The sequence below is a fragment of the Thermus igniterrae ATCC 700962 genome (assembly GCF_000376265.1).
GTDB classification, from domain to species: Bacteria; Deinococcota; Deinococci; order Deinococcales; family Thermaceae; genus Thermus; species Thermus igniterrae.
This window is the reverse complement of the sequence record NZ_AQWU01000065.1, coordinates 47,149-67,680: the sequence shown is the minus strand read 5'-3', so window position 1 is coordinate 67,680 and position 20,532 is coordinate 47,149. Positions and strand designations below refer to the sequence as shown.

Below are 20,532 nucleotides of genomic sequence, written 5' to 3'. Positions count from 1 at the left end.
GGCCCGCCCCCCTTGGGGGGCGGGCTTCCCCTTGCCTAGGCGCGCACCGGGCGGCGGGGACGGGCCTGGGGCTCCTGGAGGCCTTCCACCCGCTTGGCCCGCTCCAGCTTGAGCCCGGGGAGTTCCCCAAGCTTGGGCAGGTCCTGGGGGCGGAGGTCCACGTAAAGGCCCTCCTCCCCCTGGGCGATCTTGCCCACCTCCAGGCCCCGCTCCTTGAGGAGGGCCACCAGCCGGGGCAGGCTGAGCCTGGGCCCCGTGGCCTTGAAGGTGAGCCAGCCCTCCTCCCCCGTGAGGAGGCTTTTCTCCTTGGGGGCCCCCCCCAGAAGGAGGGCCATGAGGGCCGCCACCACCTCCACCCGTCCCTCGGCGAAGAGGCGGCCGGCGAAGTCCAGGTAGAGCTTGTAGTCCCGTTCGGGCACCCGGGCCAGGCGGGCCAGGAGGTGGTGCCACTTGGCCTCGAGGACCTCCTCCGGGGTGGGCGGGTTCACCCGGCGAAAGGTGCGCCCCACGGCCCGCTCCAGCTCGGAAAGCTCCCGCCGCTCCCGGGGCCCGTAGAGGATGACCACCTCTCCCCCGCGCCCCGCCCGCCCCGTGCGCCCGGAGCGGTGCTGGTAGGTCTCCGGCTTGTCGGGAAGGCGGAAGTGGACCACCAGGTCCACCTCGGGGATGTCCAGCCCCCGCGCGGCCACGTCCGTGGCCACCAGGATGCGCACCTCCCCCTCGCGGAAGGCCTTCATCACCCTTTCGCGGTCCGCCTGGGAGAGGTCTCCGTGGATGGCCCGGGCCGGGTGGCCCAGGCGCAGGAGGCCGGTGGCCACCTCCTCCGTCTCCGCCTTGGTGCGGGTGAAGACGATGGCCCGCTTGGGCGCCTTGACGTAGAGGAGGTCGGAGAGGAGGCCCAGGCGGTCCGAGGGGGCAGGGACGGCCTCCTCCTGGTAGGTGACCCCCTCCTCCCGCACCACGTTGATGACCACCGGGGCCTTCATGTAGCGCTCGGCCAGCCGCCTGGCCCAGGAGGGCAGGGTGGCGGAGAAGAGGAGGGTCTGGCGCTCCGCCGGGGTGGCCGAAAGAAGGGCCTCCACCTCCTCCTCAAAGCCCATGGAGAGCATCTCGTCCGCCTCGTCCAAAACGGCGATCCTCACCTGGGAGAGGTCCAGAACCCCCTGCCTCAGGTAGTCCAGGGCCCGGCCCGGGGTGGCCACCACCACGTCCACGCCCCGGGCCAGCTCCTCCTTCTGCCTCCCGTAGCCCGTGCCCCCGTAGACCGTGACCACCCTCAGGTGGGGGGCCACGGCAGCCAGCTCCTGGGAGACCTGGAGGGCCAGCTCCCGGGTGGGGGTGAGGACCAGGGCCCGGGGGGCCCGCCCCCGCTCCCCCCTCGCCTCCAGCCGCTCGGCGATGGGCAGGGCGAAGGCCAGGGTCTTGCCGGTGCCGGTGCGGGCCTGGCCGATGAGGTCCTTGCCCTCGAGGGCCAAGGGCAGGGCCGCCGCCTGGATGGGGGTGGGGGCGGTGATGCCCCGCCGGGCCAGGGCTTCCTTGATCTCGGGCTTCAGGGGAAAATCTTTGAACTCCATCCTCAGGTTTCCTTTCCGGGCCTCACCCGCGCCCGAAAAGGGGGGTAACGCCCGTAAACTTTTCAAGTTTAGTGAACTAGAGCACGAAAGTCAAGGGGATGACCTCCACCTCCTCCTCCGTCCCCACGTCCCCATCGGGAGGGAGCACCACCAGGGCGTTGCCAAAGGCCATGGAACGCAGCACCCCGCTGGACTGGTTCCCCGTGGAGCGCACCACCAGCCCCCCCTCAAAGGAAAGTACCCCCCGGCGGTAGACCCTCTTCCCCCTGGCCCCCTTAAAGGGGGTGAGGGCCTTGGCCCGCAGGGAGCGGTAGGGGGGGTCGGTGCGCCCCAGGAGGCGGAAGAGAAAGGGCCTTCCATAGAGGAAGAAGGTGACCATGCTGGACACGGGGTTCCCGGGCAGGCCCAAAACCGGCAGGTCCCCAAGCCGGGCCATGAGGAGGGGCCCCCCAGGTTGTTGCCTCACCTTCCAGAAGACCACCTGCCCCTCGGTCTCCAGCACCTGGCGCACCACGTCGTAGGCTCCCATGGAAACCCCCCCCGAGGTGAGGAGGAGGTCCAGGGGCCCCGCCTGGGCCAGGACTTCCCGCAGGGCCTCCGGCCGGTCCGGCACCTTGCCCAAGAGCACGGGCTCCCCCCCCGCCTCCCAGACCAGGCCCAAGAGGCTGTAGGCGTTGGAGTTGTAAACCCCCCCGTAGGGCAGGGGTTCCCCCGGCTCCACCACCTCGTCCCCCGTGGAAAGGATGCCCACGCGGGGGCGCCGGAAGACCCGTAGCCGCGGGTGGCCCATGGCCGCGGCCAGGCCCAGCCTGCCCGGGGTGAGGAGGTCGCCCCGCCGCAGGTACACCTCCCCCCGCCTCAGGTCGTCCCCCTTGGGGCGGATGTCCTTGGGGCTCGCCGGGGCGAAGAGCAGGACGTACTCCCCCTCCCGCCGGGTATCCTCCACCCGCACCACGGCATCGGCCCCCCGGGGGATGGGGGCCCCGGTGAAGACGGCCACCGCCTCCCCCGGCCCTACCTCTCCGGGAAAAGGCCTCCCCGCCGGGGACTCCCCCACCACCCTGAGGCGCACCGGGCTCTCGGGCCCCGCGGAGAGGGCGTCCACCTGCCGGCAAGCGTAGCCGTCTATGGCGGTGTCGTCCTGGTCCGGGTGGTCCACCAGGGAGGGGAGGTCCTCGGCCAGCACCCGGCCCAGGGCCTGGGCAAGGGGGAGCTCCTCGGTGGCCAGCTCCCCCCTGGCCTCGGCCAGGACAAGCTCCAGGGCCTCCTCCACGCTGAGGTTCGTGCGCATACCTTCCCCCAGTCTAGGGCTTAAGGACAGGCGGGTCCTGGGCTTGAGACCCCAGGTAGGCGTGCCTAAGCCTGCCAAAGGCCCAGGGCCATAGGGCGATGCCCAGGGCGTAGAGGAGGAGGGTCAGGCCAAAGAGGTAGTCAAAGGCCCTCAGGCCCAGGGCCTCCTGGACCACCCCCGAAAGGGCGCTGGCCAGGGCGAAGAGGAGGCTCCAAAGCCCACCCTCCACCAGGAAGAAGCCAGGACGCTCCTCCTCGGGGAGGTAGTCCATGACCAAGGCGGCGTACACGGGGCCAGCGGCGTTCATCAGGGCCCCGCGCACCAGGAGGGCGAAGGTGACCACGGGAAGCCAGGGGGCCCAGGCCAAAGCGGCCAGGAAGGGGAGGGAGAGGGCCTGGACGAAGACGATGGCCCCCAGCTTTCCCAGCCGCCCCACCAAGAGGGGCTGCAGGGCCATGGCCAGGCCCGTGGCCAGGGCGGAGAGGGCGAAGATGGCCCCGGTGGTGCCGTAGGTGAGGCCGAACTTCTCCTTCAGGAAGAGGTTGAGGAAGGGAATGACGAGCCCCGCCCCGAAGCCGATGACCACCTGGGGAAGAAGGAGCCGCAGCCAGACGCCAAAGCGCCCCCGGAGCCTGGGGGCCCTCCCCTCCCCCTCGGGCAGGCCCAAGACCAGGGGCACGGCCAGGAGGAAGAAGGGCAGGGAAAAGAGGAGGACCCAGCGCGCCCCCACCCACTCGGAGAGGAAGCCCGCCAGAAGCGTGGAGACGAAGCCCGAGGCGGTGGTGAGGGCGGCCTGCAGGCTGAAGAGGGCCACCCGCCGCTCTGGGGGCACCAGCCGGGCCATGAGGGGGGCGGCCGCCCCCTGGAGGAGGGTGCCGGCCAGGCCGTAGGCGGTGAGGCCGGGAAACACCCAGACCCCAAGCCCCAGCAAAAGCCCCCCCAGGACCGCCAGGAGGAAGGCCAGGTGGAGGCTTCGGAGGTACCCCAGGCGGGGGATGAGGTAGGCCAGGGGCAGGGCGAAGACCACCCCCACCAGGAGGAGGAGGGCCTGGGCCAGGCCGATGGCCTGGCGGCCGTAGCCCAGGGCCTCGAGGTGAAAGTTCAGAAAGAAGTAGACCAGGTTGGCCCCGAAGGACCAGAGGAGACTGGCCAGGACAAAGCAATAGGCGGGCGCAAGCGGGGAATTTTTCATAACCATCCCTTTGGTGGGCCTGCAGGCCCTCAGCCCTCCTGACGGCTTGGGCAGTAAGGGGCCAGGACGCAGGCGGGGCATCTGGGCTTCCGGGCGGTGCACACGTAGCGGCCGTGGAGGACCAGGGCGTGGTGGAGGAAGACCCAGCGCTCCTTGGGGAAAATGGCCTCCAGCTCGGCCCCTATCCTCTCGGGGCTTTTGGCCAGGGAGAGGCAAAGCCTGCGGGCCACGCGGGCCACGTGGGTGTCCACGGCGATCCCCGGGATGCCGAAGGCCGCCCCCAGGACCACGGTGGCCGTCTTCCAGCCCACCCCGGGCAGGCGCATCAGGGCCGCCTTGTCCCGGGGCACCTCCCCCCCGTGCTCGGCCACCAGGCACTGGGCCAGGGCCACCAGGTTCTTGGCCTTGGTCTTGTAAAGCCCGATCCTCCGGATGTAGGGCTCCACCTCATTAGGGCTCGCCTGGGCCAGGGCGAAGGCATCGGGAAAGCGGGCGAAGAGGGCCGGGGTGGCCTCGTTCACGCTTCTATCCGTGGCCTGGGCGGAAAGCACCGTGGCCACCAAAAGCTGGAAAGGGGTCTCGTGCCTAAGCTCGGTGCGGGCCTTGGGGTAGGCCTCCTTTAAGGCCTCCAGGATGGCCCTCGCCCGCTTCCTCTTTTCCTCTAGCCCCTCCTTCGGGCACGCCACGCCCCCCAATCTACAATGGAAAGGTGGAAAGGCCCAAGCTCGGCCTCATCGTCCGCGAGCCCTACGCCAGTCTCATCGTGGACGGGAAGAAGGTCTGGGAAATCCGCAAGCGCTCCACCCGCCACCGGGGACCCTTGGGCATCGTCACGGGGGGAAGGCTCATCGGCCAGGTGGACCTCATTGGGGTGGAGGGCCCCTTTAGCGTGGAAGAGCTCTTAAAACACCCCGAGAAGCACCTGGCGGAGGAGGCCTTCCTCCGAGCCTACGCCGGGGAAGCCCCCCTTTACGCCTGGGTGCTGGCGAACCCCCAGCGCTACACGAAGCCCCTCTGGGTCCCCAGGCGCCCGGGGCGGATCATGTTCGTGGACCTCTCCGAGGTAGCGTGGTGAGCCCCCCGTAACCCACGTAGACCAAGAGGTCCGGGTCCAAGGCAGCGATGACCTCGGGCCGGTGGGTGGCCACCACCAGAGTGATCCCCGCCTCCCGGCAAAGCTTCCCCAGCCCCAGGGCCACCCGCCTCGCCGTAGGCACGTCCAGGTGGGCGGCGAACTCGTCTATGAGGAGGAGGTCCGGCCGCTCAGCGAGCAATAGGGCCAGACGGAAGCGCTCCCTTTGCCCGGTGGAAAGCTCCTTGGGCCTCGCCCGGTAGAGCACGGCGTCGGAAAGGCCCACGCGGTTTAAAACCTCAACGGCCGCCCCCACGTCCCCAAGCTTGCGGTAGGCGCTTTCCAGGATGGGGTCCTCCCCGAGGTCCACTTCCCTTTCCCCCGGGATGTAGGCCACCCGCTTGCCCGGGGGCAAGGCCACCTCTCCCCTATCGGGCGCCTCGCCCAAAAGGAGCCTAAGGAGGGTGGTCTTCCCCGCCCCGCTCGCCCCCGCCAGGACCACCAGGTTTCCCGGAGGAATCTCCAGGCTTGCTCCCCGGAGCACCGCCCGCTCCACCACCCGGGCCTTCACCCCGAAGGCCTCGAGGGCCCCCCGCACCTCCGGGGAGAGGCCCTTTAGTTCCAGATGGCTCCGGTAGCCCTTGTGGACCCCTTCCAGGCGGATGGGCCCCTTTAGCCCCTCCACCCGGCCAAACCGGGGCCTAAAAAGCCTCCCCCCGTGCTCTTGGGCGTAGGGGTCTTCCCGGAGGAAGCGCTCCAAATACCCTTCCGCCTCCTCCGTGAGGGGATAGAAGAGCACGGGCCTTCCCGAGGCGGTGTCAAAGAGGTAGCGGAAGCCCACCTTCTCAAAGAAGGGGTGGTAGCGGGCCATCTGGGCGATGGTGTAGACCAGGTGCTTTTCCCGCCTGCCCTCGGGGGCTCCCCGCTCCTTGGCCCACTCCAGGGCCATGCGCACGAGAAGCGCCCCGAAGCCCTCTGAGCGGTAGTCGGGGTGGACCACCACCCGGGCGATGCGGGCAGCGGCGGTCTTGACGCGATCCAAGGCCTTTTCCCAGTCGCTGCCCCCCTCATAAGTGGGGTGGAACCAGTCCCTCGGGAAGATCCTTTCCCGGATGTCCCGCTCCACGCCTTCGGGGGTCCTCCGGTGCATCCGGGGGATAGGGGGGTCCAGGCGCAGGTAGCCCAGGATCCGGGGCTCAAAGGGAAGCCGCTCCACAAGCTCCAAAACCGGAAAGCGGCTTGCCGGAGTGGACCCTCGGATCTCCTTAAGCCTCGCCTCCCCGCCGCAGTCGCAAAGAGGCTTGGCGTTGGCCAACAGCGTCTTGTGGCACTGGGTGCACACCCAAAGGGCCACCACCTCCTTCTCCGAGGCGTAGTGGAACTGCTCCAGCTCGGCGATGGCCTCAAAATCCCCCTCGTAGGTGGCCTCCCGCACCCTCAGGCGGTAGCGGTAGGCCTCGCCCCCCAGGGGGCTTTCCCGCACGTGCTCCAGGGTCTTGGCGAAGGGGGGCCAGAGGGGGAAGGCGCCCTCGAGGGCGTACTCGTCAAAGCCGAGGACGGGCTTCTTGAACTCGGTGCGAAGCCTCACCCTATCCCCGGGCCTCAGCCACTTGGCCACGTCCCCGGTCATGCGCAAGGTCACGCCCCCCTCCAGGAGGACCTCCCCGTACCAGCGCCAGTAGACCCTCCGCCCCAAGACGCGCATCGTGCCCCCATGGTACCCCACTTAATGCCTTCGTGTGCTACTTGACCTAGACCCTCGGGGTGTGAAAAAAGAGGGGGTGCCATGCGGCAAGATCGTGAGCACCCCCAGAACGTAGCCTTTGGCTGACCTACTATCTTGACGCAGAGACCCTTCTGGTGGCTACCTACATCTGGGTAGATGACGAACTGAAGGCCCTGCAGGCCCAAGGCTTCAAGCTCCCCCCAAAGCAAAAGCACCAGAAAGCCACCCTGGCCGAGCTCCTGACCCTCGCCATCTTTTTGCTCCTCCAGGGCCAGGACCTCGCCAAAGGCTACCTGGCCGCCAAGACCACCCTCAAGGCCTACTTCCCCTCCCTCCCCCACCCCAAGATGTTCCCCTTCGGGGAAGCAGCTCTCGCTTCTACCGGGTCCTTCAGAAGGCCCAGGGGCTGTTGGCTCACCTGGCCATGAGGCTCTCCGGGGGAAAAGGCCTCCTGCAGGTGGTGGACCTTAAACCCATCCCCCTGGCTCACGGCCACCGGATTCACGGCCTCTCTCTTCCTGAGGCCGCCGTGGGGGTGGGACCCCTGGGGGCTTTCGCGGGCTACGTTCTCATGCCGGTGATGAACGAGCGGGGCCTCTTTTTTCGTTGGGCCATTCTCCCCGGCAACGCCCGGGAGACCTGGGGGAGGGACCTGCTGGACGGTCTGCCCGCGGTCTTGGGGGACCGGGGCTTCCGCTGGGTCCAGGGGGTCAAGACCCCGCCCTATCGGGTCAGGGGAGGGAAGGTGGTGGAGACGGGGTGGAGAGAGTGGATGGGGAGGGTCAGGAACTGGATAGAGACCCGCTTCAGCGTGATGGTCCGGTCTTTGGGGCTTCATCGGATAGAGGCCCGGTCCTACTGGGGGCTGGTGGCCCGTGTGAACCTCATCCTGCTTGTTCACAACCTCATACGTAGCCGGGTGCTTCTCAGGATGGCCGGGGTGGAGCTATGAGGTAGCACACGAAGGAATGTTAAGCTCATACCATGAAACGATCCCTTGCCCTGATTCTGGCCTTGTTCAGCCCGTTGGCCCTCACCCAGTCCCCCAAGGAAGCGGTGGAATCCGCCCTCAAGGCCGCCTTCGGCGACTGGAGGGGCAAGACCTACCAGGGCCTGGACCGGGTAGTCTACTTCACCCCCGAGGGCCAGGAAACGCAGGTCTTGCGGATCCGGACCTACCTTGACCTCGGCGGTTGCCGCCTTCGCCTGGAGATCGCCCCCGAGGGCGAGAAGGCGCCCGCCACCCTGGTCTACACCCGGGAGCGCCAGTTCCTCCGCCTCCCGGACGGCAGGGAAACCCCCCTGGACGACCGCCTCTTCCTGGAGCTCATCTTCGCCTGGCAGACAGGCTTCACCGGGGCCGCCTTCGGTTATGACGAGGTGGCTTCCCTGGGGAAAGTGACCCTCCCCGATGGCAGCGAGGCGGAGGCCTACCGGGTGGCGCGCCGGTCCCACGCCTGTCTCCCCAAGGGAGTGCTGGAGGCTAAACCCTACGAGGGAGAGGTCTACGTACAGGAAGGGAAGGTGGTGGGGGAGGGGCACTTCTCCCCCGTGCTCGGGATGGAGACCCTGACCCTCTACCGGGACCTTCGGAAGGAGGGGAGCGCGGGCTATCCCGTGAGGTCGGAGGGCTACCTCCGGACGGGGGACCGGTGGGTCCTCTTCTCCCGGGGAGAAACCCTGGAAGCCCAGGTGAGCCTCCCCCTGGAGGAAGCCCTATTCCGCTGAGGCTAGAGGGGGCCCGTGAGTTCCAGGCCTAGGGCAAAGCCCCCGTCGCCGTACCTTACCCGCACCCCCACCTCTCCCTTCCCTTCGGGGTCCAGGGCGTACCCCGCCCGCAGGAGGAGGGCTCCCCCGGGGGGCTCCAGCCCCAGAGGCAGGGAGAGGGAGGTCCCAAGCCCTAGGCTCCACACCTCGTTGGCCACCAGGGATAAGCCCAAGCCCAGCCCCAGGAGAGGCACACCGCCCCGGGGGTAGGAGACCCCCAGGGCCCAGGTGGCCACCACCGGATCCCTGAGGAGGCTCCCACTGGCCTCCCCTTCCAGGGCCCAGGGGTACCCCAGCCCCAGGCGCACCCGGGGGCGGCCCCAGAGGTCGGGAAACCGGTAGGCCAGCCCCACCCCAAGGGAAGGCCTGCCCTCCCCTCGCCAGAGGACTTCCCCTGCCTCCCCGTAGTCCCGCCTCTCCCCAAAGAGGGTGTAGCCGCCCCCCAGCCTGCCCTCCAGGAAGAGGTCTGGAGCCACCCGGTAGCTGAGACCCAAGGACAGGCTCAATCCGTGCCCCACCCGCAGGAAAGCGTAGGGACCCCGTTCGTCCGCCCCCACCCCTTGGAGGGCAGAGGGGGCGTAGGAGAGGGTGAGGCGGTAGCCCAGGGGGGGCTCCTCCGCCGGGCGCAAGGGGTCCACCTGGGCCAGGGCCCAGGCGGCGAAGGCCAGGAAGAGGGGCAGAAGCCTCAAGGCCACCTCCCCCCGAGGGCCTCCAGCCGGCGAAGCCGGGAAAGCGCCCAGGAGAGCTCCGCCTCCTGGTTGGCCCTTACCCGCCCCATCTGGGCCGCCGACCGGGGAAGGGCCAGCAGGATGACCCCGGAGAAGCCCTTCTCCGTCACTAGGGCCTCTATGGGTACGATGCGCCGGCCCCACGAGGAGTCGGCGAGGAGCACCTGGGCAGGGCCGCCCCCGGGCGGGTCCACGAGACCCGCGATCACCAGGAAGTGGAGCTGGGGCTTGGTGACGTGACCGATGACCGGAAGCCCGCCCCAGCGGAAGTAGTCAGCGAGCTGCTCCAGGTTCACCCTGTAGGCCCTCACCTCGTACCCCCGCCCCTCCAGGTACCGCTTCAGGGAAAGGGCGGTAAGCCCCTCCCGCGGGTCCTTCCCCGAGGCCTCCGTCTCACGCACGGCCACCTTTAGGACCTCGCCTTCCGTGGCCGGGTCGTCATAGTAGTAGGTGAGCAGTGTGGCCACCGCCGCCGCGCCGCAGGTGTACCAGTCCGTCTGGCCGACGACGTGGGTGTAGCGGAGGGTACGGTAGGAAGATGAAGATAGGGCTTCCACTTGGCCAAAAAACGCCCAGAAGAGAAGTACGAGTTTCAATGTGGGGACCATGGGGGCACGAGCCACCTTCTGACCTGCGCCTTTCTGTGCTACCTCCTCGTAGCTCCACCCCAATTGTCCTATATAGCACCCGGGCTCATCCGGGCTCTGACCTGCTAGAAGTCACCCGTACGTACGCCTGCCTAAAATTTCCTAGAAAAAATTAGTTTACCCAACAAACCTCCTCCAAAAGTAGCTATGGCAACTTTTAAGGCTTCCCAGGAAGCGTAGCTAATGTCACGTCCCAAAAACAGATTGTTGTAAATAAAGATCAGAACCGAAGCTAACAGGCTACCTACAATCACCCCCTTCGTATACCCATCTAGGACACGCATTACATAACACCCCTAGGGACTGATCTCCCCCTGCTTCCAAAGCCATGTCCCAAGCGAACTCCAAGCTACATTCCCAGCAAGCTGAAAGGCAAAATCTCCTACTCCACTCAAACCCAGGGCCTGGCTCGCAGCATAACACAAACAACCTCCTATTGCGCTCCAGAGGCCACCGAAAATGTAGCTCTCTGCGTCAGCAAAAAGTTGTCCACCAACTCCGGCAATATCCAAGAGTTCCTCATCAGAAAGGTTCTGGAGCAAGGAAAAGTTAACAGCGCCCTGGATCTTTCCCTGAACTCCAAGAGCTAGAGCATACCCCTGCGCGACAGCACCCACCGGGGCATAGGCCAAAAGCCCAAAGGCCATCAGCACCAAGAGGAATTTGCGCATGGCTCAACCCCCTCAAGGGTGAGGTTACCACGCCCCCCCCCCCCCTTCCTGTCAAGAAGCTTTCAAGAAGGCGCAATCCCCCACCCCGCCCGTCCGGGACTGGCGAGAGGGGAGAAGGCGCCGAGAAGCTTAGTACGCCTTGGCGAAGACTACCCGCTTGCCGTAGGCGCTGGGCCTACCGCAACGGACGCAAAAGCCTTCTTCGGGTTCGGCCTCAAAGGGCACGCAGCGGGTGGTGGCGGTGGTCTCCTCTTGGATGGCCTTTTCGCAGGCCTTATCCCCGCAGTGGAAGGCCAGGGCGAAGCCTTCCTGCACCGCCTCCTTGAAGGCCTCGTAGGTGTCCACCTTGTGGGTGTGGGCCCTCTGGAAGTCCAGGGCCCTTTGGTAGAGGGCCTGGTGGAAGGCGGCAAGCTTGTCCGGGAGGAGGGCGGGAAGCGCCTCCAGGGAAAGGCGCTCCTTGCCCCCCAGGCGGCTGGCCAGGACGGCTTCGCCCGCCTCGAGGTCCTTGGGCCCCAGCTCCACCCGCAAGGGCACTCCCTTGAGCTCCCACTCGTGGAACTTGTACCCCGGGGTGTGCTGGTCCCGGTCGTCCAGGTGGACGCGGAGGCCCGCCTGGAGAAGGGCGCGCTTAAGCCCGTGGGCCGCCTCCAGCACCCGCTCCCGGCTCTCCTCCCGGTAGATGGGCACGATGACCACCTGGATGGGGGCAAGCCTGGGGGGCAGGATGAGGCCCTGGTCGTCCCCGTGGGTCATGATGATGGCCCCGATGAAGCGCCAGGAAAGCCCCCAGCTGGTGGTGTGCACGTACTTCACCTGGAGGTCCTTGTCCTGGAACTTGATGTCGAAGGCCCGGGCGAAGTTCTCCCCCAGGTAGTGGCTGGTGCCCGACTGGAGGGCCTTGCCGTCCCGCATCATGGCCTCGATGGTGGTGGTGTAAACCGCCCCGGCGAACTTCTCCTTCTCCGTCTTCATCCCCTCCAGCACGGGAATAGCCGCGTACTCCCGGGCCAGGCGGGCGTAGATGCCCAGCATCCGCCTTACCTCCTCCTCCGCCTCCTCCCGGGTGGCGTGGGCGGTGTGCCCCTCCTGCCACAGGAACTCGCTGGTGCGCAGGAAGGGGCGGGTGCGGAGCTCCCAGCGCACCACGTTGCCCCACTGGTTGAGGAGCTGGGGCAGGTCGCGGTAGCTCTTGATCCAGCGGGACCACATGTAGCCGATCACCGTCTCCGAGGTGGGGCGCACCGCCAAAGGCTCCTCCAGCTCCTCCCCGCCGGCGTGGGTCACCACGGCCAGCTCGGGGGAGAAGCCCTCCACGTGCTCGGCCTCCTTCCTGAGGAAGCTCATGGGGATGAAGAGGGGGAAGTAGGCGTTCTGGTGGCCGGTCTCCTTGAACATACGGTCCAATACCCCCTGGATGTTCTCCCAGAGGGCGTAGCCGTAGGGCCGCACCACGATGGTGCCCCGCACGGGCCCGTAGTCGGCAAGCTCCGCCCGTTGGATGAGCTCGAGGTACCACTCGCTGAAGTCTTGGCTCTGAGGGGTTAGGCCCTTCTCCTTCGCCATACCTGCCCATCATACCGGCTACCGGGGTATACTTGACGGGCAACGCCCCAAGCGTCCTTATTGCCAGAGGAGGGATTTATGCCCAAGATTTGGCCCGTGTTCCTGGCCGTGCTCGTCCTGGCCCTTGCCGCCTGCACCCAGCAACCCCTGGGCAACCTTGCGGTCCAGGGCTGGGAAGGGAAGGAGCGCTACCTGGTGGTCTTCAAGGCGGAAGGCCTGCCCCCGGGAGCCCAAACCCTGGCCGAGCGGGAGGGAGCCAGGGTGCTCAAAAGCCTGGAACCCATCGGCACCCTGGTGGTCCTGGCCGACCCCAAGGCGGCCGGCCGCCTGGCCAGGCGCCCCGAGGTGCTGGCCGTGGGTAAGGAAAGGCGGTACGCCCTCCCCAGGACGGAGCGCCTCCCGGTGGAGGCCACCTACGGCACCCCCACCCCCATAGACGACCTCTACCGGTACCAGTGGAACCTCCGGCGCATTGGGGCCCCCAAGGTCTGGGAGCGGGTGCCCCTCGAGGCCCAGGCCCGGGCCACGGTGGCCATCCTGGACACCGGGGTTATGGACAACCACCCGGACCTGGAGGGGCAGGTGGTGCACTTCGCTGCCACCAACTACTGCCGGGAGACGGGCGGGCCCAACGCCACCCCCAGCTACCCCAAGTACGCCCTCTGGATTGACTTTGACCACCTGGACCCCGAAAACCCCTGCACCCCTGCCCCCAACGTGCTCTACGAGGGCCACGGCACCCACGTGGCCGGCACCGTGGCCGCGGCCTTCGGCGGCGGCCGGGTGGTGGGGGTGGCCCCCGGGGTGCGCCTGGCCGCCTACAAGGTCTTTGATCGCTTCCGCTACACCGACCCCAGCACCGGCGAGACCTACGACGACGTGGGGGCCTGGGACGGCCCCATCTTTGAGGCGGTCCTGGACGCGGCCCAGCGGGGCTACGCCGTCATCAACATGAGCCTGGGGGGCACCCTCCAGACGCAAAACCGCGAGGACGTGGCCGCCATGGTGGCCTGGGACCGGGTGATGAAGTACGCCAACCGCCTGGGCACCCTGGTGGTGGCCTCCGCGGGGAACAGTGCGCAAAATGCCAACGGGCCCGTGGTCCACATCCCCTCCGACCTGCCTTCGGTGGTCTCCGTCTCCGCCACCGGCACCGCCACCCCCTTGTGGCAGTACCCCTACCCCACGGGGGAGACCCTGAACGCCCTGCCCGGGCAGGACGTGCTGGCCTTCTACGCCAACTACGGGGCCGCGGTGGACCTCTCCGCCCCCGGGGGGGACTGCGGCCTGGACGAAAGCGGCCAGAGCTGGTGCTACCGTCCCCGGAGCGAGCGCCCCCCCGGCTACCGCTACCACCTGATCCTCTCCACCGTCATCGTGGACGAGGCCACCCCCGGCTACGCCTGGTATGCCGGCACCTCCATGGCCAGCCCCCACGTGGCCGCGGTGGCCGCCCTGGTGCGGGCCCTGCACCCAGAGTGGAACCCGGGCCAGGTGCGGGCCCACCTCAAGGCCACGGCCGAGGCCGTGGGAAGCCGCCAGCGCTTCGGCCACGGCCTCCTGGACGCCCACCGGGCAGTGCGCTAGAGCCCCACTCCCCGTGGCCCGGGGTAAACTCGGGCCATGGACCTCTTTCCCGTGCTGAAGGAGCTTCACCAGAAGGCCGAGGGAAAGATTCTGCTGGTGGTTCTGGACGGCGTGGGGGGCCTGCCCCTGGAGCCCGGGGGGCCCACGGAGCTGGAGGCGGCCAAGACTCCCCACCTGGACCGCCTGGCCCAGGAAAGCGCCCTGGGCCTCCTCACCCCCGTCTACCCGGGCCTGGCCCCCGGCTCGGGCCCCGGGCACCTGGCCCTTTTCGGCTACGACCCCTTCCGCTACGTGGTGGGCCGGGGGGCCCTGAGCGCCTTGGGCCTGGGGGCCGACTTCCGGGAAGGGGACGTGGCCTTAAGGGGAAACTTCGCCACCCTAGGCCCCGAGGGACTCGTATTGGACCGCCGCGCTGGCCGGCCCAGCACGGAGGAGAACCAGCGGGTGATCGCCCGGCTCCAGGCGGCCCTCTCCCGGATTGAGGACGTGGAGGTCCACTTCTACACGGAAAGTGAGCACCGCTTCCTGGTGGTCCTGAGGGGAGAGGGACTGGGGGACGGGGTGAGCGACACCGACCCGCAGAAGACCGGGCTTCCCCCCCTAAAGGCCCAGCCCCTGGACGCGGCTTCCGCCAAGACCGCCCGGGTGGTGAACCTCCTGAGCGAGCGCATCCGGGAGGTCCTGCGGGACGAACCCCGCCTGAACGGGGCCCTCTTCCGCGGGGCCTCCCGGAAGCCCGCCTTCCCCAAAATGGGGGAGGTCTTCGGGGTCAGGGCCGCGGCCATCGCCAGCTACCCCATGTACAAGGGCCTAGCCGCCCTGGTGGGCATGGAGGTCCTGCCCGTGGAGGGGGAAGGGGACGCCCACCAGGGGAAGCTCAAGGCCCTGCGGGAAAACTGGGACCGGTTTGACCTCTTCTACCTCCACTTCAAGAAGACGGACGCCAAGGGGGAGGACGGGGACTTTCTGGGCAAGGTGCGGGAGATTGAGCGCTTTGACGCCCTCCTGCCCGAGCTCCTGGCCCTGGAGCCCCGGGTCTTGGCCCTCACCGGTGACCACTCCACCCCCGCGGCCCTCAAGGCCCACTCCTGGCACCCCGTCCCCCTCCTCCTCAAGGCCCCCTTCCTGCGGCGGGACGAGGCCAAGCGCTTTACCGAGGCCGAGGCCCTTAGGGGCAGCCTGGGCCACCTGCGAGGAGTAGAGCTCATGCCCCTCCTCCTGGCCCACGCCGGAAGGCTCCTCAAGTACGGGGCCTAGAGGTACCCAGCCCGCCGCAGTTCCTCGGCCACGGCCTCGAGGACCCGCTCGTAGGCCTGTTCCAGGTCCACCCCCTTCAGGGTGGCCCCGGCGGCGGGCACGTGCCCGCCGCCCCCCAGGCGCACGGCGATGTTCTGGGCGGAGACCCCGCCCCGGGAGCGGATGGAGACCTTCACCCCCTCCTCCCGGCGCCGCAGGTAAACGGCCACCAGGGCCCCTTCCGCATAGCGGATCACCCCCACGAAGCCGTCGGAGTCCTCCTCGGGGACCTCGAGGTCCTCGGGCAGGTGGGCGGTGACCAAAAGGCCCCCGAAGTGGAAGCGCAGGGTGGAGAGCACCCCCCCGAGGGCCTTGAAGTAGTGAGGGGTGCGGTACTGCAGGCGGTCGGTGATCTCCGCCAGCTTCACCCCGTAGCCCAGAAGCTCCGCCGCCTTGCGCAACACCTCGGGGGTGGTGTTGGCGAAGCGGAAGTTGCCGGTGTCCGTGAGGATGCCGGTGAAAACCGGGGTGGCCATCTCCTCCGTCCAGGCCACCCCCAGGAGATCAATGAGGTCCTTCACCATCTCCGCGGTGGCCGCCTTGGAGGGGTCCACCACCGCCAGGTGGCCGAAGCGGGGGTTGGTGCCGTGGTGGTCCAGGTTGATGACGAACCCCTCCACGGGCACCCCGACCACGCGGCTGGGCTCGGCGCTGTCCAGGACCACCAGGGTAGCCCCCATGGGCAGGCGCTCCACGGGGTCGGAGTACTCCTCCTCCTTGGGGAGGAAGCGCAGGAAGCGGGGGGGGTCGGCCACCCAGCGGGCGTCCTTGCCCAAGGCCTTCAGGGCCCGATAAAGCCCCAGGGAACTACCGATGGCATCGCCATCGGGGTCCACGTGGGTGGCGATGTAGATGGGCCCCTCCACCGCCCGCAGGACCTCGGCCACCAGGCGCAGCTTTTCCCAGTACTGGGGTTCGGGAGCGTTGCCGTCCACGTAGCTAAGGTATCACGCGAAGGGGTTTTTCACCCGCACCCCCCCGTAAGCGGCGGGGCGGAGATCTTCGCTCCACACCACCTTGGCCCCTAAGGCCTTGGCGCTTTGCAGGATCATGGCATCCCAGAAGGCAAGGCCGTACCGCTCGGAGAGAAGGGATGCGGCTAGGACATCCTCGAGGGTGGGCAGGTGCAGGCGGGCCTTTCCCAGGTCCTCCAGGATTTGCCTGGCAGTCTCCCCATCCAGGGGCTCGGCTAGCTTGCGGGTGACCACCACGTAAAACTCCTGAAGCACCTGTAGGGAGAGGGCCAGCCTCCGCTCCAAAAGGAGGGACTCTAGAAGGGCAAGGGCCCGCGCCTTTTTTTCCGACGAGGAAAGGTCGTAGGCGTAGACCAGGACGTTGGTGTCCACAAACTCAAGCCCCGCGGGCATGCCGCTCCTCCCGGGAGGGCAAGGGCTTGCCCCCAGTCCGGTAGAGACCCCGGCGCATCCAGGAGAGCTGCCGAGCAAGCGCCTCGTCCTCCTCGCCCCCCACGGCCTCCCGCAAAAGGGCCTCCACGAAGGCGTTGAGGCTCTTCCCCTGGCGCAGTGCCTCCTCCCGGGCCCGGCGCACCAGGTCCTCAGGAAGCCTCAGGGTGAGGTTCCGGCCCATGCCCCAAGTTTAGCACATCATGATGGGCTAGAGGTTCCACCCCCCGGCCACCTCCAGCACCTGCCCGGTGAGGTAGGGCTCCTTCACGAAGAAGAGCACGGCCCGGGCCACCTCCTCCAGGAGGGCCAGCCGGGCCATGGGGATCTCCTGCAGAGGCTTGGACACGGAGTTCTCCGCCACCCCCGGGGCCACCACGTTGGCGGTGATGCCCGCCTGGGCGAAGCGCTTGGCGATGGCCTTGGTGTAGAGGATCACCCCGGTCTTGGCGATGACGTAGGGGGTGATGTGGGGCCGGGCCAGGAGGTTGGCCGCCCCGGCGTAGCCCAGGTTGACGATGCGCCCATACCCCTCCTGCACCATGAGGGGGAGGACCCGCTGGGTGAGGAGGAAGGTGGCCGTGAGGTTGGTGTCCAGAATCCAGCGCCACTCCTCCAGGCTCACCTCCTCAATGGGCTTGTAGAGGTAGTCCCCCACGTTGTTCACCAGGACGCCAATCCCCCCCAGGTGGTAGCGCACCTCCTCCACCAAGGCGGCCACCTCCGCCTCCTGGGTGAGGTCGGCCCGCACCTTGATGGCCCTCACCCCCAGGGCCTCGGCCTCCTGCCGGGTGGCCTCGGCCAGGCCCTCGGAGGTGCGGTAGTGCACCGCCACGTGAAACCCCTCCCGCGCCAGGGCCAGGAGGATGGCCCGGCCAATCCCCTTGGCGCTTCCCGTCACCAGGGCTACCCTCATGCCGCCTCCAGGTAGAGTTCCAAAAGCCGCCGGGTGAAGGTGTTTAGGGGGTAGGAAAGCCCCTCCCGGGGATGGACCCAGGCCCACTCCAGGATCTCCTCGTTGGGGCGCACCTCCCCTTCGGCCCGGGCGAAGTAGTTGAAGAGGAGCATGTGGGTGGGCCTGTGGAACTCCTGGCTGAAGATGGCCTCCTGCACCAGGGCGAAGCGGACCCCCTTGAGGACCAGCCCCACCTCCTCCCAGAACTCCCGCCTCAGGGCCTCCTCCAGGGCCTCCCCCCAGACCACCTTGCCTCCGGGCACCCCCCATAGGCCCCGCCACTTGGCGGTGCGCACCAGGAGCACCCTGCCCTCCTGCTCCACCAGGGCGCCTACCGTGGGGATGGGATACTGCGGGCGATCCTCCATAGGTACCAGAGCCCAAGATACAGGGCCTGGAGGAGGACAAAGGTAAGGTAGGCCCTAGGCTGGTCCAGGGCGAGGAAAAGCCCCAGGAAGAAGAGCTGGGTGGTGAGCCCCAGGTTCACCACCCCTGCCAGGGCCGCCTCGTCCCAGAAGCGCAGGGGGTCCAGGCGAAGCCCGGCCTGGAGGCGGCACTCCAGGGCGCGGATGCACCGGTCCTGGGGGAGGAAGAAGAGGCGGTAGAGGGCGCGCAGGAGCCAAAGCGCCCCCTCCCCACGGTCCTGGGGGTCCTCCGGGAGGACGGCCCCCCGGGCCTCCCGGTAAAGCCTCTCCAGGTTGAAGTCGTAGGACTGGACCAGGGTGAAGACCAAGAAGGCCAGGAGGGCCGTCTCCCAGGCCCCCGTGCGGGCCCCCAGGGCCAGGAAGAGGAAGAGGTTGCCCAGGAGGTCCAGCTCCGTGTCCAGGTAGCGGCCCAGCTCCGTCACCTCCTTCCGCAGGCGGGCCAGCTGGCCGTCGGCGTTGTCCAGGACGGTCTTGACCTGGAGGAGCAAGGCGGCGGGAAGCCCCTGCCCCTGCCAGAGGAGCCAGGCCGCCAGGAGGACCAGGAGGGTGTGGAGGAGGACCAGGTGGTGGGGCCGCACCGGGGTGGGCAGGAGGAGGAGGACCACCAGGTGGGCCAGGGGGCGGAAGAGGAGGACGTTCAAAAACTCCTGCACCGGCCTGGCCTTGGCCCCGGGCACCATGGCTAGTCCTTAAGGTGGGCCAGGATGGCCTGGACCACCGCCTCGAGGCCCATCTCGCTGGTGTCCAGCACCAGGGCATCGGGGGCGGGGAAGCTTTGGGCCCGGTCCAGCTCGTCCCGGCGCAGGAGATCCCGGAGCACCTCCTCATAGTCCTGGGGCCTTTCCCGGGTGCGCCGCCTGGCCCGCACCTCGGGGCTTGCCGTGAGGTAGAACTTGTGGGGGGCCTCCGGGAAAACCGCGGTGCCCATGTCCCGCCCCTCGGCCACGAAGGGCGGGGGCACCTCCTTGAGCCTTGCGTTCACCCAGGCCCGCACCCTGGGGTGGCGGGCCACCTGGGAGACCGTGCGGTCCACCTCGGGGGTGTGGAGAAGGGGGGTGAGGTCCTGGCCGTCCGCCAGGACCCGGTTCTCCTGCCCGGGAAGGAGGCGGACCCGGTGGGCTTCCAGCAGGGCCAGCAGCGCCCCTTCCTCCCCCGGGTCCACCCCCGCCTCGAGGGCCAGCCGGGCGGCGGCGCGGTAGAGGAGGCCGCTACTCAGGTAGGGCACCCCCAGGGCCTCGGCCACCCTGCGGGCCACGGAGGTCTTCCCCGAGGCCGAGGGGCCGTCAATGGTCACGATGCCGCGCATAGCCCCTTGAGGTCCTGGAAGAAGCCCGGGTAGGAGATCTCCGCCCACTGGGGCTCAAAGACCCTCACCCCCACGGGCAGGCCGGCCACGGCAAAGGCCATGGCGATGCGGTGGTCGTGGAAGGGCTCCACCTCCCCAGGCCGCACCCCACCCCCCCGGATGCGGAGCCAGTCCGGCCCCTCCTCCACCTCCACCCCCAGGGCCCGCAGGTTGTGGGCGATGGCCGCCACCCGGTCCGACTCCTTGACCCTGAGCTCGCCCAGGTTGGGGATGTAGGTCTCCCCTTCCGCCCAGGCGGCGGCCGCCGCCAGGATGGGCACCTCGTCCACCATAAGGGGGATGAGGGCGGGGTCCACGGAGACCCCCTTCAAGGGGCTATGGCGGGCCCTCACCCAGCCCACGGGCTCCCCCGCCTCCCCCTCCAGCACCTGCCACTCCAGGTGGGCCCCCATTTCCCGGAGCACCCGGAGGAGGCCGGTGCGGGTGGGGTTGAGCCCCACCCCCTCCACCACCACCTCCGAGCCCGGAACCAGGAGGGCGGCCACCAGGAAGAAGGCCGCCGAGGAGAAGTCCCCGGGGACAAGGAGGTCCCGGGCAGGAAAGGGCTCGGTGCGGCGGGTACGGATGCGGTTACCTTCCACCTCCAGGGGCAGGCCGAAGTGGCGGAAAAGCCTTTCCGTGTGGTCCCGGGTGGGCACGGGTTCCACCACCTCCGTGGTCCCCTCGGCGAAGAGGCCCGCCAGGAGGAGGGCGCTCTTCACCTGGGCGCTGGGCACGGGGAGGGTGTAGGCCATGCCCCTAAGGGGCGCCCCCCGCACGGCCAGGGGGGCCCGCCTACCCCCTTCCCGGCCTTCAATCTGGGCCCCCATGCGCCTTAAGGGCTCCACCACCCGGCCCATGGGCCTGCGGCGCAGAGAAGCATCCCCGGTGAGAACGGCAAAAACCCCCTCCTGCCCCGCCAGGAGGCCCAGGAGGAGGCGCATGAGGGTGCCGGCATTGCCGCAGTCCAGGACGTCCTCGGGCTCCCGAAGGCGCAGGCCCCGGCCCCGCACCAGGAAGTGGGGGCCTTCCTCCAGGATCTCCGCCCCCAGGGCCTGGAAGGCCCGGGCGGTGGAGAGGGTGTCCCCCGCCTTGAGGGGGTAGAAGAGCCGGCCCTCCCCCTGGGCCAGGCTCAGGAGCATGAGCCCCCGGTGGGTCACGGACTTGTCCCCGGGGACCCGCAGGGACCCCCGCAGGGGGCCGCAGGGGGCTAGGTCCAGATGGGCCCGGTCCATGCCCCCTAGTGTCGGGGCGGGAGGCGGTTCCGGTCAAGGGCGTCCCTGGCTAGAA

At 68.6% G+C, this 20,532-nt stretch carries 21 protein-coding genes and 1 pseudogene; 5 read left to right on the top strand and 17 right to left on the bottom strand.

Annotated features, from left to right (window positions below; genetic code table 11):
• Positions 1 to 35: 35 nt before the first annotated feature.
• The 4 genes from B128_RS0107740 to nth form a co-directional block, all read right to left on the bottom strand.
• A complete protein-coding gene (locus B128_RS0107740; RefSeq protein ID WP_018111713.1) occupies positions 36 to 1,574 on the bottom strand; it encodes a DEAD/DEAH box helicase in 1,539 nt (512 codons plus the stop codon).
• Positions 1,575 to 1,650: 76 nt separating this feature from the next.
• Positions 1,651 to 2,865 (bottom strand): molybdopterin molybdotransferase MoeA, encoded by a 1,215-nt coding sequence (locus B128_RS0107735; protein WP_018111712.1) that lies wholly within the window; start codon positions 2,863 to 2,865, stop codon positions 1,651 to 1,653.
• 13 nt (positions 2,866 to 2,878) lie between these two features.
• A complete protein-coding gene (locus tag B128_RS0107730) occupies positions 2,879 to 4,057 on the bottom strand; it encodes an MFS transporter (protein WP_018111711.1) in 1,179 nt (392 codons plus the stop codon).
• Between the two features lie 29 nt (positions 4,058 to 4,086).
• Positions 4,087 to 4,752, bottom strand: coding sequence for an endonuclease III (gene nth, locus B128_RS0107725; RefSeq protein WP_018111710.1), 666 nt, complete (start codon positions 4,750 to 4,752; stop codon positions 4,087 to 4,089).
• Positions 4,753 to 4,766: 14 nt separating this feature from the next.
• On the opposite strand from nth, the gene B128_RS0107720 reads away from it, so the two are divergent.
• Complete coding sequence (locus tag B128_RS0107720) at positions 4,767 to 5,132, top strand: ASCH domain-containing protein (protein ID WP_008631006.1); 366 nt, start codon at positions 4,767 to 4,769, stop codon at positions 5,130 to 5,132.
• Here the strand turns inward: B128_RS0107720 and B128_RS0107715 are convergent.
• Positions 5,098 to 6,834 (bottom strand): GNAT family N-acetyltransferase, encoded by a 1,737-nt coding sequence (locus B128_RS0107715; RefSeq protein WP_018111709.1) that lies wholly within the window; start codon positions 6,832 to 6,834, stop codon positions 5,098 to 5,100. The genes B128_RS0107720 and B128_RS0107715 overlap by 35 nt on opposite strands.
• Before the next feature lie 81 nt (positions 6,835 to 6,915).
• Between B128_RS0107715 and B128_RS13450 the strand changes: the two are divergent.
• Together B128_RS13450 and B128_RS0107705 are read left to right on the top strand one after the other, a co-directional pair.
• Positions 6,916 to 7,807, top strand: a pseudogene (locus B128_RS13450) (transposase family protein).
• Between the two features lie 32 nt (positions 7,808 to 7,839).
• Positions 7,840 to 8,583 carry a hypothetical protein gene (locus B128_RS0107705; RefSeq protein ID WP_018111708.1) on the top strand — a complete coding sequence of 248 codons (744 nt, stop codon included), beginning with the start codon at positions 7,840 to 7,842 and terminating at the stop codon, positions 8,581 to 8,583.
• A 2-nt stretch (positions 8,584 to 8,585) separates the two neighbouring features.
• On the opposite strand, the gene B128_RS0107700 is transcribed toward B128_RS0107705, so the two are convergent.
• The 4 genes from B128_RS0107700 to proS all read right to left on the bottom strand — a co-directional run bounded on the left by B128_RS0107700 (position 8,586) and on the right by proS (position 12,231).
• Entirely contained in the window at positions 8,586 to 9,317 is a 732-nt protein-coding gene (locus B128_RS0107700) for a hypothetical protein (protein WP_018111707.1), read from the bottom strand.
• Positions 9,308 to 9,907 (bottom strand): C39 family peptidase, encoded by a 600-nt coding sequence (locus B128_RS0107695; RefSeq protein ID WP_245537229.1) that lies wholly within the window; start codon positions 9,905 to 9,907, stop codon positions 9,308 to 9,310. The genes B128_RS0107700 and B128_RS0107695 overlap by 10 nt, the downstream gene beginning before the upstream one ends.
• A gap of 386 nt (positions 9,908 to 10,293) precedes the next feature.
• Positions 10,294 to 10,668, bottom strand: coding sequence for a hypothetical protein (locus tag B128_RS12870; RefSeq protein WP_126218552.1), 375 nt, complete (start codon positions 10,666 to 10,668; stop codon positions 10,294 to 10,296).
• Positions 10,669 to 10,797: 129 nt separating this feature from the next.
• Entirely contained in the window at positions 10,798 to 12,231 is a 1,434-nt protein-coding gene (gene proS, locus B128_RS0107690; RefSeq protein ID WP_018111705.1) for a proline--tRNA ligase, read from the bottom strand.
• A 78-nt stretch (positions 12,232 to 12,309) separates the two neighbouring features.
• Here proS and B128_RS0107685 point away from each other — a divergent pair, with 78 nt between their 5' ends.
• Together B128_RS0107685 and B128_RS0107680 are read left to right on the top strand one after the other, a co-directional pair.
• Positions 12,310 to 13,818, top strand: coding sequence for a S8 family peptidase (locus B128_RS0107685; RefSeq protein ID WP_018111704.1), 1,509 nt, complete (start codon positions 12,310 to 12,312; stop codon positions 13,816 to 13,818).
• A gap of 36 nt (positions 13,819 to 13,854) precedes the next feature.
• Complete coding sequence (locus tag B128_RS0107680; RefSeq protein WP_018111703.1) at positions 13,855 to 15,075, top strand: 2,3-bisphosphoglycerate-independent phosphoglycerate mutase; 1,221 nt, start codon at positions 13,855 to 13,857, stop codon at positions 15,073 to 15,075.
• On the opposite strand, the gene B128_RS0107675 is transcribed toward B128_RS0107680, so the two are convergent.
• Genes B128_RS0107675 through aroA form a run of 8 tightly spaced genes read right to left on the bottom strand, consistent with a single transcriptional unit; the run spans position 15,072 to position 20,477 of the window.
• A complete protein-coding gene (locus B128_RS0107675) occupies positions 15,072 to 16,049 on the bottom strand; it encodes a DHH family phosphoesterase (RefSeq protein ID WP_018111702.1) in 978 nt (325 codons plus the stop codon). The two genes, B128_RS0107680 and B128_RS0107675, sit on opposite strands and share 4 nt — an antisense overlap.
• A gap of 12 nt (positions 16,050 to 16,061) precedes the next feature.
• Complete coding sequence (locus B128_RS0107670; RefSeq protein ID WP_018111701.1) at positions 16,062 to 16,481, bottom strand: PIN domain-containing protein; 420 nt, start codon at positions 16,479 to 16,481, stop codon at positions 16,062 to 16,064.
• Positions 16,465 to 16,701, bottom strand: coding sequence for a YlcI/YnfO family protein (locus B128_RS0107665; RefSeq protein ID WP_018111700.1), 237 nt, complete (start codon positions 16,699 to 16,701; stop codon positions 16,465 to 16,467). Before B128_RS0107665 ends, B128_RS0107670 begins: the two co-directional genes overlap by 17 nt.
• A 27-nt stretch (positions 16,702 to 16,728) precedes the next feature.
• The gene (gene tmpR / locus B128_RS0107660) at positions 16,729 to 17,433 is read right to left on the bottom strand and encodes a bifunctional dihydropteridine reductase/dihydrofolate reductase TmpR (protein WP_018111699.1); all 705 of its coding nucleotides are present in this window, start codon (positions 17,431 to 17,433) and stop codon (positions 16,729 to 16,731) included.
• Entirely contained in the window at positions 17,430 to 17,840 is a 411-nt protein-coding gene (locus B128_RS0107655) for an NUDIX domain-containing protein (RefSeq protein WP_026175115.1), read from the bottom strand. The genes tmpR and B128_RS0107655 overlap by 4 nt, the downstream gene beginning before the upstream one ends.
• On the bottom strand, positions 17,804 to 18,577 hold the full coding sequence (locus B128_RS0107650) for a CDP-alcohol phosphatidyltransferase family protein (RefSeq protein WP_018111697.1): 774 nt from the start codon (positions 18,575 to 18,577) through the stop codon (positions 17,804 to 17,806). Before B128_RS0107650 ends, B128_RS0107655 begins: the two co-directional genes overlap by 37 nt.
• Positions 18,578 to 18,579: 2 nt before the next feature.
• Complete coding sequence (gene cmk, locus B128_RS0107645; protein ID WP_018111696.1) at positions 18,580 to 19,203, bottom strand: (d)CMP kinase; 624 nt, start codon at positions 19,201 to 19,203, stop codon at positions 18,580 to 18,582.
• Entirely contained in the window at positions 19,188 to 20,477 is a 1,290-nt protein-coding gene (gene aroA / locus B128_RS0107640; RefSeq protein WP_018111695.1) for a 3-phosphoshikimate 1-carboxyvinyltransferase, read from the bottom strand. The genes cmk and aroA overlap by 16 nt, the downstream gene beginning before the upstream one ends.
• Positions 20,478 to 20,532: the final 55 nt, after the last annotated feature.